This is a genomic window from Pseudoalteromonas sp. NGC95, assembly GCF_015864705.1.
GTDB classification, from domain to species: domain Bacteria; phylum Pseudomonadota; class Gammaproteobacteria; order Enterobacterales; family Alteromonadaceae; genus Pseudoalteromonas; species Pseudoalteromonas arctica.
The window spans coordinates 81,210-97,507 of sequence record NZ_JADYWR010000013.1 but is presented as its reverse complement, the minus strand read 5'-3'; the positions used below and the strand labels follow the sequence as shown (position 1 = coordinate 97,507).

8 protein-coding genes are annotated in these 16,298 nt (G+C 38.6%); 5 read left to right on the top strand and 3 right to left on the bottom strand.

What is annotated here, in order from left to right; translation table 11 throughout:
- Positions 1-141: 141 nt before the first annotated feature.
- Complete coding sequence (locus I6E70_RS13160) at positions 142-2,571, top strand: VolA/Pla-1 family phospholipase (RefSeq protein ID WP_197188884.1); 2,430 nt, start codon at positions 142-144, stop codon at positions 2,569-2,571.
- Between the two features lie 100 nt (positions 2,572-2,671).
- Positions 2,672-3,688 (top strand): protease SohB, encoded by a 1,017-nt coding sequence (gene sohB, locus I6E70_RS13155; RefSeq protein WP_197188883.1) that lies wholly within the window; start codon positions 2,672-2,674, stop codon positions 3,686-3,688.
- A 97-nt stretch (positions 3,689-3,785) separates the two neighbouring features.
- Here sohB and I6E70_RS13150 read toward each other — a convergent pair whose 3' ends face one another.
- On the bottom strand, positions 3,786-5,120 hold the full coding sequence (locus I6E70_RS13150) for a dicarboxylate/amino acid:cation symporter (RefSeq protein ID WP_007582590.1): 1,335 nt from the start codon (positions 5,118-5,120) through the stop codon (positions 3,786-3,788).
- A gap of 193 nt (positions 5,121-5,313) precedes the next feature.
- Here I6E70_RS13150 and I6E70_RS13145 point away from each other — a divergent pair, with 193 nt between their 5' ends.
- Together I6E70_RS13145 and topA are read left to right on the top strand one after the other, a co-directional pair.
- Entirely contained in the window at positions 5,314-9,960 is a 4,647-nt protein-coding gene (locus I6E70_RS13145; protein ID WP_231620112.1) for a beta strand repeat-containing protein, read from the top strand.
- Positions 9,961-10,209: 249 nt separating this feature from the next.
- A complete protein-coding gene (topA, locus tag I6E70_RS13140) occupies positions 10,210-12,918 on the top strand; it encodes a type I DNA topoisomerase (RefSeq protein WP_024592543.1) in 2,709 nt (902 codons plus the stop codon).
- 316 nt (positions 12,919-13,234) lie between these two features.
- Here topA and I6E70_RS13135 read toward each other — a convergent pair whose 3' ends face one another.
- Positions 13,235-13,477 carry a hypothetical protein gene (locus tag I6E70_RS13135; RefSeq protein WP_007582596.1) on the bottom strand — a complete coding sequence of 81 codons (243 nt, stop codon included), beginning with the start codon at positions 13,475-13,477 and terminating at the stop codon, positions 13,235-13,237.
- Positions 13,478-13,717: 240 nt separating this feature from the next.
- Here I6E70_RS13135 and I6E70_RS13130 point away from each other — a divergent pair, with 240 nt between their 5' ends.
- Entirely contained in the window at positions 13,718-14,263 is a 546-nt protein-coding gene (locus I6E70_RS13130; RefSeq protein WP_007582598.1) for a TIGR00645 family protein, read from the top strand.
- Between the two features lie 92 nt (positions 14,264-14,355).
- Here the strand turns inward: I6E70_RS13130 and I6E70_RS13125 are convergent, their stop codons facing one another.
- Positions 14,356-15,978 (bottom strand): alpha-glucosidase family protein, encoded by a 1,623-nt coding sequence (locus tag I6E70_RS13125; RefSeq protein ID WP_197188882.1) that lies wholly within the window; start codon positions 15,976-15,978, stop codon positions 14,356-14,358.
- Between the last annotated feature and the right edge of the window lie 320 nt (positions 15,979-16,298).

The following is a 16,298-nucleotide window of genomic DNA, read 5'->3' as shown; positions in this document are numbered from 1 at the left end:
TGTAAAATTAGGTGGCGAAAATAGAAACTTTACGTTAAGTTTAACTGGTCTAATGTCTCATTAATAACCTGATTACATTGTTTTAACTTAATACACTGATTAAACACACTATAAAAATAAAATACGTGCGGAGCCAACAATATGAAAAAAATGCTACTTTCACTCTCGGTTACAGCTGCTTTAGCAGGTTGTGGCGGTGGAGAAACGTTAACAGATGTCAAAAACGACACAGCACCAGTTATCCCAACAGCAACAGTTACATTTGATCCAGCAGCAGGTATCTTATCGGTACCTAATGATTTATTAATGAGTGGAACTCAAGACGGTACACTTAATATTCCTGGTGAATTAGATGACAACAATGTGTCTATTTCGCGCGCAGCTTATGCAAACCCTCAGCTTGCACTAGGTGCACTTGATGGTTGGTCTTCGCAGGTTCCTTATAAAATCGATTTAACATTCCCACCAAATGTGAGTTTAGATGAAGCGTCTGCTGGGACCCCTGGTACAGTAAGAATTTTTGAAGTTGTAATGGGTGCAAGTTTAACTGATGCAGAATGTTCAGTTGTAGCTGCCGGTACTGCTTGTAAATTGCTCGGTGAGCTTACTTTTGGTGTTGACTTTGTTACTCAAGCTTCAGGTGATGGCGTTGCAATTATTCCTTTAAAACCATTTACGGCAGGTAGCTCATACATCAATGTATTAACTACTGGTCTTAAAGATTCATTAGGGCGTTCTATTGAGCCTTCTTCTACTTATGGGCTGGTTAAACAAGAAGCGCCATTAATTACAGAAGCCCAACTTGGTTTGCAGGGGGCTGTTAACAGTTACGAAAATGTAGTAGTTAGCTCAGGCGATATCACAAAAGAAGATATTATTTTTTCTAGTGCGATGACTATTCAATCAGCAGGCCCTGTACTTGGGACAATTAAAAAGTTACTAGCTGCAAGCTTGCAACAGCCTGCGTTACCAACTCCTGCGCTTCAAGTTCCTGAACAACCTATGGTAAATGTACAACAAGTATTTGCTTCTCAGGGTGTAGAAGTCTCTGCTGCATTCTCTGGTGTGCAATATCAAAAAGGTAGCATTATGTTACCGATGTACTTAGGTACACCAACGGGTACTGATATTAGTGATTTAAGTGATACATATTGGCAAGGTATGTGTGATAACGCGGTGGCAATAATTGGTTATAAGGCCGTTGCAGGCGATGCATTTCCGACAGATCCTATTAGTGAAAATGATGGTTTATGTTCTGCATTAAGTGACGGACAATTACGTGACTTAGGACTAGACAGCACACGTCATTTAACAAAATACAACTCAATTCCAAAAGTACAAAGCATGGCAAATGTGCCAGTGCAAGTTACTAAACCTATTTTACCGATAATTAATGGTGTCCGTGCACAGTTACAATTAGATCCTATCGCAATGCCTGAAGGTGGATGGCCTGTTGTGATTATGCAGCACGGTATTACAACACAAAAAGAAAGTATGCTTGCTTTAACTGCGCAGCTTTCTATTCAAGGCTTTGCAACGGTTGCTATTGACCATCCAAGACATGGTGAGCGCGGAATAGATGTTGATGGTGATGGAACAGACGACTTTAATGCAACAACGGGTTCTGTGCTTAGTTACATGAACTTAAGTTCATTACTTGTTGCACGTGATAGCTTACGCCAATCGGCTGCTGATTTATTAGGCCTTCGTTTAGGCTTAAACTTTATTAACGATACAACTATTAATAGTAAAGACGTTACCTACATTGGGCATTCGCTAGGTTCTATTGTTGCTCCAGCATTTATTGCTCAAGCTAATACGCCAATGGCAGAAACGCTTGATCTGCTATTTAATGTAAACACGGTAGCGCTTGCAAGTGGTGGTGGCGGTATAGCAAGCTTCTTACTTGAATCTGCTGCGTTTGGTCCATTTATTCAAGGTTCAGTACTTTCACAAGCGGGTACAACAGAAGCTGATGAATTTACTGCATATTTACAAGGAGATGCAGTTTCTAACTGTGGCTCATTAATACCAGACATGGAAGCTTACTTGACGTGTGGCTACAACGAATATATTGCATCACTTACCACTGCGGGTGAAACGACTAAACTTACTAACATTCAAGGTGTATTTACACAGTTTGCTTTTGCGGCGCAAACAGCGCTAGATAGTGGTGACCCAACGAATTACGCAGCCACTGTGAAAGCATTAGGTACTCCTGTTTATACTAATGTTGTTGTGGGTGATGGTGTTGATAACAAGCCTGACCAAGTGATACCACCAATGGCATCTAATAATCCTATTTCTGGCACAATTCCATTAGCTAACTTGATGGGTCTTGAGACAGTAAGTTCTTCGCAAGCATTGAGTGAAACACCAGCAAGCTACTTAGTTAAATTTACTAAAGGGCATCATGGTTCTATATTAACACCAGCTCAAGATGCTGCACAGGCTGCAACTGTTGAAGGCAGTGCGGCCGCTAATGCAGAAATGCAGTTGCAAGTAGCTACTTACTTAGCTGCTCGCGGACGGATGTTATTAGTTTCCAACCCTGAGGTTGTGACTGATTAATAACCAGTAAAATAATTAACCTTTAAAAGCCACTGAAAAGTGGCTTTTTTTTGCTTTAAAGCATGCTAAATTAGCTGAAATTTATAAATGGAGAAACCAGTTGGAATTTTTATACGAATACGGTTTGTTTTTTGCTAAAACAGTTACTTTTGTTATCGCTATCGCAGTTGTTTTAATGCTAATAGTTGGCGCTGCAGTTAAGCCAAAGGCCAAAAAAGGTGAAATACAAATTGATGATATATCAGAGCAGCTAGTTGAACTTAAAGAAAGTTTTTTACAAAATACGCTGGGTAAAAAAGAGCTTAAAGCGCATCAAAAACAATTTAAATCAAAGAGTAAAAAAGCAGATAAAGATGAGCCTAAACCTCGTTTATATGTAATTGACTTTGTGGGTAGTATGGACGCTCACGAAGTAGAAAGCTTACGAGAAGAAATAACGGCTATTATCTCTATTGCCGATCCAAGTAAAGACAAAGTACTTATTCGTTTAGAAAGTGGTGGCGGTGTTGTACATGGCTACGGACTTGCTGCATCTCAGTTACAGCGTATTAAAAGTGCGGGTATTCCTCTAAGTGTTGCAATTGATAAAGTGGCAGCAAGTGGTGGTTACATGATGGCGTGTGTCGCGGACGAGATACTTGCAGCGCCTTTTGCAATAGTTGGATCTATTGGTGTGATAGCTCAAATACCTAACTTTAATAAAATATTAAAGAAAAATGATGTTGAATTTGAGCAAATAACAGCAGGTGAATTTAAACGCACACTTACTTTATTTGGTGAAAACACAGATAAGGCCCGTGAAAAATTTCGTGAAGAAATTGAACAAACACATGATTTATTTAAAACGTTTGTAAGCACTCAACGTCCAAGCTTAGATATAAGCTTAGTTGCGACAGGTGAGCATTGGTTTGCAACTCAAGCGATTGATAAAGGCTTGGTAGATGTTATAAAAACAAGTGATGATGCATTGCTAGAGCAGCAACATGAGCGCCAAATTTATAAGATTAAATACAAAGTTAAAAAAGGGTTGAGCGATAAGCTAGCTCTTGGCTTGAGTAGTGGTGTTAATAAAGTGGGAATAAACTTACTTTCTAAGTTTAAGTCGTTAAATCCTTAGATTAGAATCTTTTTTAGGATTCAGTTTAATTATTTTTACTCGAAAAAAAACCTTGATGGATTGCATCAAGGTTTTTTTATAGCTGTATAAATGTAGCTTATGAGTCAATAGATTTATGATAATCTTCTAAGTCTTTAGCTGCATTAGGGTCGTTAAAGATGCTCTCATCTAGCTCACCTTCAGACTTGGCAACAACACAGGTAACCATACAATCGCCGGTTACATTAACTGCTGTACGTGTCATATCAAGTAATCTATCTACACCGATAATAATTGCAATCCCTTCTACAGGTAAGCCAACTTGGTTAAGTACCATTGCCAGCATTATTAAACCAACACCAGGTACGCCTGCTGTACCTACAGAGGCAAGTGTTGCTGTTAATATAACCATTAAATAATCAGATATTGTCAAATCGACACTAAACACTTGTGCAATGAACACGGTAGCCACACCTTGCATGATGGCAGTGCCATCCATGTTAATGGTAGCACCCAGTGGGATAGTAAATGAGGCAACCGAGTTATTAGCACCTAACTTTTTAGTAGCAGTTTCAAGTGTAATAGGCATAGTTGCGCTTGAGCTCGAGGTACTAAATGCAAATAAGCATGTGTGCTTCATTTTTGCTAAGAAAATAAGCGGGTTTAAGCCCGTTAATATTTTTAAAAGCAATGTGTAGTTTACAAAAGCATGTAATAACAGTGCAAGTACTACAACGCCAAAGTACTTCGCTAAGCTCACAATTAAGTTAAGCTCAATTGTTGTAAACAGTTTTGCCATTAAAAAGAACACGCCATAAGGGGCAATATTCATTAAAAGCGTAACTAGTTTTAAAATCACAGTGTTTAAATCTTCAAATACGGTAGCAACGCGTTTTCCTGCTTTACCACTTAATGCCATTGCTACACCAAATAAAAGTGCAAACACAATAACTTGAAGCATATTGCCTTTGGCCATTGCTTCAAAAGGATTTGTAGGAAACATGTCTATAATTACACGTGCAAGGGTAGGTGCTTCTTTAGCATCGTAGGTTGCATTAGATGGCAAGCTTATACCTTCACCAGGGCTAAATAATAAGGCAAGTGTAATCGCCACTGTTATAGCAATAGCTGTAGTTAATAAATATAAACCAATAGATTTACCACCTAATCGACCTAGTTTTTTAGGGTCGCTTAAGCTACAGGTACCACAAACAAGCGATACAAAAACAAGAGGCACAACTAACATTTTCAAGCTGGCAATGAATATTTGACCACCAACATGGAAAATACCATCAACAAAAAAGGCTTTAATTGGCAAAGAGAATAACCCAAGTGGTATTAGATAATCGTCTTCACCAGCTAATATAGCCTGAAATATAAAACCTACTGTAACCCCAAGCGCCATACCAATCATGATGCGAGTGGTTAAACTCATTGAACGGATTTTTGACATATTTCCTGATCTACATTTTATAAATTTGCCATAGACTACCAGCAAGGAAATATTTACTACAGAAAAAGTTAGTATTTATTTAAAAATATTTTGCACAAAAAAGTAATAAAAAACTGTGATTTTAGACTAAGTTATAGGTTAATATTAAGTGTAAATTAATTTTAATTATAATAACAACGCTAGGGAGAGGTTCATGCCTTTAATGCGACTGCTCGGCATTTCATTGCTAAGTTTTTTACTCACAGCCTGTGGTGGCGGTGGGTCACTTGAAAAAGACGGCTCTATTAGTGATGGTGATTCCACTACAGAGCCTGCTACATACTCGGTTTCATTAAAGGGATATTCTCAAACAGACGCAACAGAGTCAAACGCTGTTGCGGCAGATTCTCCTTTAAACCTGCGAGCAATACTCACTGATAACGATGGTGATTTTGTTGGTAGTCGGCGAATTACATTTTCTTTAACTGATACGGTTGGGGCTTTAAGCCAAACATCTGCACTTACAAATGCAGATGGAGAAGCCGAAGTTGAACTAATGGCTGGTACTGTAGAAGGTGCTGGAGAAGTAACTGCCACATATACAGTTGATGGCACAACCTACACAGATAGTTTTTCGTTTAGCTCAACAGGTGATGCAGCAAGTGATGTTGAAAACGCATACACAATTAGTGTGCAAGGCTATTCTCAAGTCGACGGTAGTGAGTCAAATGCTGTTACAGCCGATTTCCCATTAAATATACGAGCTAGACTTTCTGATGCAGATGAAAATATTATTTCAGGTGGACGTATAACATTCGCACTAGCAGACAACATTGGCTCTCTTGCTCAATCTTCGGCACTAACTCAAGCTGATGGTCTAGCTACAATTGAGTTAACCGCAGGCACTACAGAGGGAGCAGGTGAAGTAACCGCTACTTATTCTATAAACGGAGAGTCCTATTCGAGTACTTTTTCGTTCAGCTCTGCTGGTGATTCAGAACAAAATATTGAAAGCGACTTCACTATAGAGCTAAAAGGTTTATCTCAATCTGATGGTACAGAAGCAACAGCGGTAACGGCCGCTAACCCTTTAAATATTCAAGCAACACTGTTTGATGATGAAGGCTCAGTTGTTGTAGCAGAGCGTATCACGTTTGCACTTTCAGATAATATTGGTGTTTTAGATAAAACATCAGATTTAACAAACGAAATGGGTCAAGCATCAGTCATATTAACAGCTGGCACTATAGAAGGTGCTGGTATAATTACAGCCACTTATACTGTCAGTGGTGAGTCTTATGCAGAAAGCTTTTCGTTTAGTTCAGCTGGTGATGCAGCTATAAATCCAAATAATGAATACGTGATCCAATTACAAGGCTTCTCTCAAGGGGATGGGTCTGAAACTAATTCAGTTTCAGGGGATACTCCAATCGATTTAATCGCTACTCTAACTAATAATGGTAGTCAAGTATCTGGTGAGGTAATAACATTTTCTCTATCGGGTAATGTGGGTTCTTTAAATGCAAGTTCGGCACTTACACAAACTAATGGACAAGCGAAAGTAGAATTAACATCAGGAACAATTGAAGGAGCTGGTCAAGTTACAGCAAGTTTCACTCAAAATAGTATTACTTATAGTGCTACATTTTCGTTTCAATCAGATGGCAAAGAAGGGAGCCAACCAGCTTATAGTTTAACTTTGCAAGGGTATTCAAACGGAACGGAAGTTCAATCAAATACGGTTACTTCATTAGTGCCACTTGAACTAAGAGCAACGCTACTTAATGACGGTACTCCAGTTAGCTCACAAAGTGTTAACTTTTCGTTAGCTAGTAATATAGGTATTTTAAACCCTAGTTCTGGTAGTGTTTTAACCAATAGTAATGGTATAGCTACTATTGAGCTTCTAGCTGGAAATATTGAAGGTGCTTCAGAATTATCTGTAACTTACATAAATAATGGTGTTACGTACTCATCGGAAGCCTTTGACTTTGAATCTATCATTGTTGAAAAGGCTGAAATTACGGTGAGCTTATTAGCAAGTGATGGTTCGACCACTCGTAATGTAGATTTTTTAAGCCCTGCTGTTGCTCAGGCACAACTATTATTAAATGGTGAGCCAGGTGCCTATAAGTTAGTAGCATTTAATTTATCAGGCTTAGGCACTATTAATCCTTCTAATGGTACTGCACTGACCAATGAACTGGGGATTGCGAAGGTTGATTTATTAGCAGGGACAGAAGCCGGAGCCGGTTCAATTACGGCCGAATATATTGATAGCGATAACACAAGTTTTACAGCTGAAGCTTTTACATATACAACTGCAGGTGATTCTCCTGATCAAGGTGATGCCGATAATTTCACAATTGATCTAAGTTTAATATCGTCAACAACACTAATACAAACAAGTGAAATTAGTGCTAACGATAATGGCCTAGTGCAAGCTCTAGTCCTAGATTCAAATGGTGACCCAGTAGTGGGAGAAGTGGTTTCTTTTAGCTCTACTTTAGGTAGTCTTTTACCGAGTTCGGGTACGGCGCTAACAAATACTAATGGTATTGCCACTCTAAATTTGACACCAGGTACAATTGAAGGAGCTGGTAATGTTACAACTCAGTACGAAGCTATTACAGAAACGGTAGGGTTTTATACTCGTGGTGATGCTATTGACCCTAATCAAAGCACTGCGGATATCAATTTTAAAATTTTGCAAAATTGCCCGGTTGATTTTAAAACAATCAGAGATGCAAGTTTATGTGAAGAGATAACAAGTATCTCAGGTGATTCTTCAGCTATTTTATTTATTGAAGTGACTAATGAAAATTCAACAACACCACTTACTCAAACACTAGTTACTGCAACTACAACTATTGGTACAATTTCACCTACTACAGGTACTGCAATTACAGATTCTAGTGGTATTGCTATATTAGATATCGTACCTGGACGTGATGTAGGAGCAGGTGAAGTTACAGTATCAGTGCTAGACAGTAATTTAACGAAAGCATTTCAAATTGCGGCTGTTGACATTGATATTACCCTTACAAGTTCATTAGCAGCGAATGAGTTATTATCGGCTGGAGCTACTGCATTAATTTCTATCGAAATTACTAAAGACGGTCAACTATATACAACACCACTAAATGTTGAATTTACCTCAGGTTGTGTAGCGAGTGGTTTAGCTGTAATGGATGAGTCAGTAACCAGTATAGGTGGTTTTGCGCGCTCAACATACCGTCCTTTAACATGTGTAGGTGGTGATATAATTACTGCAACGGTTATTACCGGTGGTGATACTATATCAGGTACAACAACAATAGATGTGTCTCCAGCAGATATTGGCTTTATACAATTTATTGAAGTTACAGAACCAGTTATTTCATTGAAAGGCACTGGTGGTGCAAATAGAAGTGAAATTTCAAATGTTAAGTTTAAGCTTATTGATTCTAACGGAAATGCATTAGCCTCTAAAACTGTTAACTTTGGCTTATCAACTTCAGTTGGTGGTATCACTATTACTCCAACTTCAGCTATCACTAATAGCGCTGGTGAAATACAAACAACAGTTCAGTCGGGAGCAGTTGCTACGCCAGTTCGTGTTATCGCATCAAGCCAAGAAGATATAAATGGCGAAGTTGTTGTTGTAACAGCACCATCTGATATTTTGGTTATTAGCACAGGTATTGCTGATCAAAATAGTTTTTCTTTGTCACGCTCTGAATTTAACCCACATGGTTTGAATGTTGATGGTACCGAGGTATCAGTAAATGCGCGTTTAGCTGATCACTTTAATAATCCAGTCCCTGATGGTACGGCCATAAGCTTTATTACTGAAGGTGGTGTTATCGAACCGAGCTGTACAACTAGCAATGGCGCTTGTAGTGTTACATGGACGAGCAGCAACCCTCGCCCATTTACTGATCCTTTATATGAAAATTCTATTTTAGAGAAGTGTGATAGTGGGTTACCTTGTCCGCTTGGTATCTTAAACAATGATTACAGCGTAGATTTACCATTAGGTGGTAGAGCAACGGTGCTTGCTTATGCTATTGGTGAAGAAACATTCTCAGATCTCAATGGTAATGGTTATTTTGATAGTGAAGATTTTTTTGAAGATTTATTCGACATTCCTGAAGCCTTTGTGGATCATAATGAAGATGGTATTTACGGTGGTAAAGATTGTGCAGATGGTACAGCCTTACCATGTACTAAAGATGCCTCTATCGGTGATGAATTTGAGGACTTTATAGACTTTGATGGAAGTGGTACTTGGACAACAGGTAATGGTTTGTACAACGGTTTATTGTGTTTGGAGTCAGATGAAACTGCCGGTATTTGTAGCCGTAAAATGGTTAATGTATTTCAAAACCAAGAAATTGTTATGTCAGGAGATTCTGCTTTTTACAGGTTAGTTACATTTGCTGATGATTGTGCTGCAATAGCTGGAGCTACAGCGACTGAAGTGCGAGTAAATAGTGACTTAACTAGCCCTTTAGTTCGTCGAGTGCAAAATGATCCAACTAGTGCACTGATGTGTCAAGTGAGTGCTATAGATTTAACTCAAACCGCATCTGGAACAAGTAGCTTAAGTTTAATTGTATATATTGCAGATGTATATAATAACCCAATGCCTGTAGGCAGTGATGTTACAATAACTACAGATAACGGTGAGCTGACAGGAACTACTAATTATACATTTCCTAACACAACCAGTATTGTACCGATTGGAGTTTCATTCGGGATTAAGAGAGAGCCACTTACGGGCGGTAATGAGAGTTCTTCTGGTAGTTTAACTATTGCTACAGAGGCAACATCTGGTCTTGTAACTTCTATTTCTATACCGGTAGAAGATGATCTTTAACCTGTAAACTAAAAAAATGCCAACCTTTAGGTTGGCATTTTTGTTTCTGTTCTATATATTCCACATCAATTAATCTAAAAACACTAGTTTGTTTAATTTAACGACAAAAATTGTTCGTTTATTCAGTAAATACTGAAAAGTTTGTATTAAAAGCTTGTAACAACTAGTGTTTGTAGATATACCTATAAATATTCGCGCCGCTTATGTCGGCAAAACACATTTTCAATATTTGGTTAGAAATAGGCAACTATGGGCAAATCGCTAGTAATTGTAGAGTCTCCTGCTAAGGCTAAAACAATTAATAAATATTTAGGTAATGACTTCATCGTAAAGTCCAGTATTGGGCATGTACGAGATTTACCTACTTCAGGTTCGAGCAAAGCTAAAGTGCCGGCAACTAAAACGCCAGCAGAAGTTCGTAAAATGGAACCTGAAGAGAAAGCAGCGTATAAAAAGCAACGAGATTATACAAACTTAGTCGCGCGTATGGGTATAGACCCAAACCAAGGCTGGGATCCGCATTACGAAATACTGCCTGGTAAAGAAAAAGTTGTTCAAGAATTACAAAAGCTGGCTGAAAATGCAGACCAAATATATCTCGCAACGGATTTGGATAGAGAAGGGGAAGCAATTGCTTGGCACCTTCAAGAAATCATTGGTGGTGATCCTGCTAAGTATAAGCGCGTAGTTTTTAACGAAATTACTAAAAACGCAATACAGCAAGCGTTTGAAACACCTGGCGAGCTTAATACTGATATGGTTTATGCTCAGCAAACACGTCGCTTTTTAGATCGTGTTGTTGGCTTTATGGTATCACCTTTGTTGTGGGCTAAAGTGGCCCGTGGACTTTCTGCAGGACGAGTTCAGTCTGTTGCGGTACGTTTATTAGTAGAGCGTGAGCGTGAAATTAAGGCGTTTATCCCTGAAGAATTTTGGGATATTCACGCTGACGTTAAAAATACTGAGTCTGAGTTACGTTTAGAAGTAGCCAAACAAGCAGGAAAGCCTTTTAAGCCTGTAAATGAAGCTCAGGCTAGCGCAGCGGTTAAAAGCCTTGAGAATGCAGAATACAAAGTAATTAGCGTTGAAGAAAAACCAAGTAAAAGTCGCCCAAGTGCGCCATTAATTACTTCAACCATGCAGCAAGCAGCAAGCACACGTTTAGGTTATGGTGTTAAAAAGACCATGATGCTTGCTCAGCGTTTGTATGAAGGCGGTTATATTACGTATATGCGTACCGATTCAACTAATCTTTCAAAAGATGCCGTTGAAATGTGTCGTGAGTATGTAACAAACGAGTTTGGTGCTAAATACTTACCAAAAGATCCAATTAGCTACAGCTCTAAAGGCAATGCACAAGAAGCGCATGAGGCAATACGTCCTTCAAGCGTTACCGTGTTATCTGGTCATGTTGAAGGTGTAGACGCCGATGCTAAAAAGCTGTACGAGCTAATTTGGCGTCAATTTGTAGCGTGCCAAATGGTACCTGCTGAATACGATTTAACAACACTAACTGTTGCAGCTAACGACTTCCAGCTTAAAGCGAAAGGCCGTGTGCTCCGCTTTGATGGTTGGACAAAAGTACAACCTGCAATACGTAAGAAAAACGAAGAAGATCAATCACTACCGGCTGTTAAAGAAGGTGAAGTCCTTACTTTAATCGAACTTGATCCTAAGCAACATTTTACTAAACCGCCAGCGCGCTTTAGTGAAGCAAGTTTAGTAAAAGAGCTTGAAAAACGCGGTATTGGTCGTCCATCTACTTATGCGTCAATTATATCAACGATTCAAGATCGTGGTTATGTACGTGTAGAAAACCGCCGTTTCTTCGCTGAAAAAATGGGTGAAATAGTTACCGATCGCTTGGTTGAAAATTTCACTGATTTAATGAACTTTGATTTTACAGCTAAAATGGAAGGCCGTTTAGATGATATCGCTGAAGGCGAGCGTGTATGGACACAAGTTCTAGATAAGTTTTATGCTGATTTTTCAACGCAATTAACTGTTGCTAAAGACGAGCCAGAGAACGGTGGCATGCGTCTTAACGAGATGGTTGAAACCGATATTGAATGTCCTACGTGTAGCCGAAAAATGGGTATACGAACGGCATCAACTGGTGTTTTCCTAGGGTGTACTGGTTACAGCCTTCCGCCAAAAGAGCGTTGTACTACAACAATGAACTTGGTGTCGGGTGATGAAGCAGTTGCAGCTGATGTAGAAGATGTAGAAACTGAAAAGTTAATGCAGATGAAGCGTTGTCCTATTTGTGAAACTGCAATGGATTCATACCTAATCGACGAAACCCGTAAATTACATGTGTGTGGTAATAACCCGGCATGTAAAGGGCATATAGTTGAAGAAGGTACCTTTAAAATTAAAGGCTATGACGGACCAATTATCGAATGTGATAAATGTGGCTCTGACATGGAACTTAAATCGGGTCGTTTTGGTAAGTATTTTGGCTGTAATAATGACGAGTGTAAAAACACACGTAAACTACTTAAAAGTGGCGAAGCTGCTCCACCAAAAGAAGATCCTGTTCACATTACTGAGTTAGAGTGTGAAAAGTCAGATGCGTATTTCGTATTACGTGATGGCGCCGCTGGTATATTCTTAGCTGCAAATACTTTTCCTAAGTCTCGTGAAACACGTGCACCTAAGGTAGAAGAGTTAAAACGCTTTAGAGACCGTATCTCGCCTAAGTTTTATTACTTAGCAGATGCACCTGCTAAAGATCCTGATGGTAATCTTGCTGTTGTACGCTACAGCCGTAAAAATAAAGCTCAGTATGTTATGACTGAAGTTGACGGTAAAGCTACTGGCTGGACTGCTCATTATGAAGCAGGTAAATGGACAGAAGAAGCGAAGAAAAAGGCAGCACCTAAAAAGAAAGCTGCTGCAAAAAAGGCACCAGCTAAAGCAAAGCCTAAAGCGAAAGCTAAAAAAGAAGATGAATAAGCACGTTATCGCTTATTCATAACTTTTTATAGGTTTTAAAAAACCATAAAAAAACCGGAACGCACAGCTTGTGTCTATTCCGGTTTTTTTCTGCCTAGTTAAATGTTTTCGCAACGGCTTTATTAGCAGTACATTCAACTAAGCGTATTGGAGATACCAATTTTATTAAAAAATGGTCATTATATTGCACTAAATAACCCACTCACTGCGTTAAAAAACATTCATATAAAACAACTATATGTCATGCTATTTCACTTGCTATTGAGCTATTTTCTTAGTGCTAAAATAGATCACTAATTTAATGCAATTGGTATGATTAAATCTTAACAGAAGATACTTTTTTATAGCCTTCAGATTCAAGCTCATCATTTACGCATTTTAATACGTAGGCATTTAGCTCTTCATTGCTTACGTCATCATCTTTAGCCCAGTTAACACACATTTCTGTGTATTCTTTTACCATTTCGGCTGAAGCTGTTGGCGCATCGTCTGCTACCGCGTAAGTCGCAGATACTGCAAATAGTGGAGCTACGATTAATGCTAGCAATGCTTTTTTCATTCGTTTATTCCTAAAAAAATGGTGTGATGACTGATTTACCCAGTTTAAGATTAGGTTTAAACCAGTAGTGCCCAATCCAGAACAACTCTGTTGGTATACTGATTTTTAAACGAAAACGAAATAAAAGATAACGAAATTTTTTTATCGTGAGGATGAGTAATTTACTTGTCAGGATTTCGCAGCATTGTGTTGCAGTGGCTTATAAGCTAAGGTCGCTTTTTTTAATTAAAAGACAAATCAATGTCATCACACACCCCTAATAAAAAACCACGCCAAGCTAATAAAGTAGAGCATGCATTAGAATCTTTTATTTTTAAAGGGCGTTGGCTACTAGCCCCATTTTTTGTGGGTTTACTATTTGCAGTTGTACTGTTGTTAATAAAGTTTTTTAAGCAGCTTTATTTAATGGGTATTGCGACATTTACAGCAACAAATCAAGAGTTACTTGTCGGTATTCTAACTTTAGTTGATACGGCATTATTAGCGGGGTTATTGCTGATCATTACATTTAGCGGTTACGAGAACTTTGTTTCTAAGCTTAATATTGATAATCATGAAGACAGACCATCTTGGATGGGAAAAGTTGGTTTTTCAGGTCTAAAGATGAAATTAATAAGTGCGATAGTCGCTATTTCTGCTGTTGAGTTATTAAAAGTATTTATAAACTCAGGCGCATATCCAAGTGATGAGCTACTTTGGAAAGTGACTATTCATGTTACGTTTGTAATGTCAGGCGTTTTATTTGCTTTAACTGACTACTTAAACAGTAAAACCCAAAGTCATTAGAAAAATTAAACGCACAAAAAAGCCCAAGTAATTTACTTGGGCTTTTTATGTTTAGAGCTTAGCTGTAATATTAAGTGTAATTATTGATGTCATTAACACTTTGCATAAAAGCAAGCGAAAGGCTCAAGCGTAAGTGTGTCTTGGCTTAATTTTGCGCTGTGGTGGCTAAGCTCATTGTATTCTTTAACGATTGATGTTGGCATATCAATACTTGTTTGTTGAGAGCTAAGATTAAATATGCACAGCATTTTTTGCGGTCCAAGCGTTCTATAAAAAGCAAGCACAGGCTCAGGCGTTTCAATAAACTCAATATCACCCTCAAGTAAAACAGTTTGGCTCTTGCGCCACGCCATAAACTCACGATAGGCGTTTAAAATTGAGTTGCTATCATTAGTTTGCACAGCGACTGATTGCTGTTTGTGTGCATCATCAACAGGTAGCCAAGGTTTTACGTCACTAAAACCCGCATGAGGTGAATCAGCTTGCTCCCAAGGCATTGGCGTTCTACAGCCATCACGCCCTTTAAAGTTAGGCCAAAATGTAATGCCATATGGGTCTTGTAAGTCTTCAAAGGCAACACTTGCTTCACCTAAACCTAATTCTTCACCTTGGTACATACATACACTGCCACGAAGGGAGGCAAGTAGGGCGGTTAGCATTTTACATTGCTGAGGGTTTATTTCGCCATTTTCGCTCCAGCGACTTGCTACGCGCTCTACATCATGGTTGCTAAATGCCCAACACGGCCAACCCTCAGTCATACGTTGTTCAAGAGTTTGAACCGTAGTTCTAATATATTCACTTGAATAATCATTTGTTAAGAGCTCAAAGCTATATCCCATGTGCAGCTTATCGCCACCTTGGGTGTACTGCGCCATTGTCGCCAATGAATCCTCTGATGAGATTTCGCCAAGCGATACAGTACCTGGATATTTATTAAGTAATGTGCGAATGTCTTGCATAAACTCAATATTTTCTGGCTGAGTGTTGTTGTAGTAATGATACTGAAATGCGTATGGGTTATCTTCACTAAAACCACGACCCTGACGCTTATCTTTTGGTTTAGCTGGGTTATCGCGAAGTTGTGCATCGTGATAACAAAAGTTAATAGCATCTAATCTAAAGCCATCAACGCCTTTTTTTAGCCAAAACTCTACGTTATCAAGTACAGCTTGTCTTACGTCAGGATTATGAAAGTTTAAATCGGGTTGTTCGGTTAAAAAGTTATGCAAATAATATTGCCCACGGCGAGGTTCCCACTGCCACGCGCCACCACCAAAAATAGACAGCCAATTATTAGGTGCTGTGCCGTCATCTTTAGCTTCAGCCCAAACATACCAATCCGCTTTATCGTTATTTTGATTTTCGCGGCTATCTGTAAACCATTGGTGTTGATCTGATGTATGGCTTAGTACTTGGTCAATTATAATTTTAATGTTGCGATCGTGGGCTTGGCTAATAAGTTCATCAAAATCGTTTAAATCACCAAAAAGCGGGTCAATGTCACGGTAGTCACTAATATCGTAGCCAAAGTCTTTCATCGGCGATTTGAAAAAAGGTGAAATCCAAATTGCATCAACGCCTAAGCTTTTAATGTAATCAATACGATTAATAATCCCTTTTAAGTCACCAATACCATCGTTGTTGCTATCTTGAAAGCTACGCGGATAAACTTGATAAATAACCGCACCTTTATACCACTGCTTTTTGGTCATGCTTTTCTCCGTCATTCCACACAGTATTTAGACTATTCTTTATTGTGATTACGATTAATCACGTTATTTTCAAAAAGCATACGTGAAGCCTTTAATTCTGTAAAAAGTCTGCATACGTATGCACTAAAAATAATGCAATAAAATTATTTAAAATAAGCGCTTAGCGCATCTTTAGCGGTGTTCGTTTTGTGTGTTTAATATTTACCAATTATGTTATTCATTCATTTTTTAGTTAAATTTAACCTAACAGTTTGTACTATAAAGGAAATATACCCTTGGTTTTACTAGAAATGGTCTGACCAATTTAACACTTAGTAAAT

Coding starts and splice junctions, on each gene's coding strand:
- I6E70_RS13160 (WP_197188884.1), top strand. CDS start 142: ATGAAAAAAATGCTACTTTCACTCTCGGTTACAGCTGCTTTAGCAGGT.
- I6E70_RS13125 (WP_197188882.1), bottom strand. CDS start 15,978: ATGACCAAAAAGCAGTGGTATAAAGGTGCGGTTATTTATCAAGTTTAT.
- I6E70_RS13150 (WP_007582590.1), bottom strand. CDS start 5,120: ATGTCAAAAATCCGTTCAATGAGTTTAACCACTCGCATCATGATTGGT.
- I6E70_RS13135 (WP_007582596.1), bottom strand. CDS start 13,477: ATGAAAAAAGCATTGCTAGCATTAATCGTAGCTCCACTATTTGCAGTA.
- I6E70_RS13145 (WP_231620112.1), top strand. CDS start 5,314: ATGCCTTTAATGCGACTGCTCGGCATTTCATTGCTAAGTTTTTTACTC.
- I6E70_RS13130 (WP_007582598.1), top strand. CDS start 13,718: ATGTCATCACACACCCCTAATAAAAAACCACGCCAAGCTAATAAAGTA.
- topA (WP_024592543.1), top strand. CDS start 10,210: ATGGGCAAATCGCTAGTAATTGTAGAGTCTCCTGCTAAGGCTAAAACA.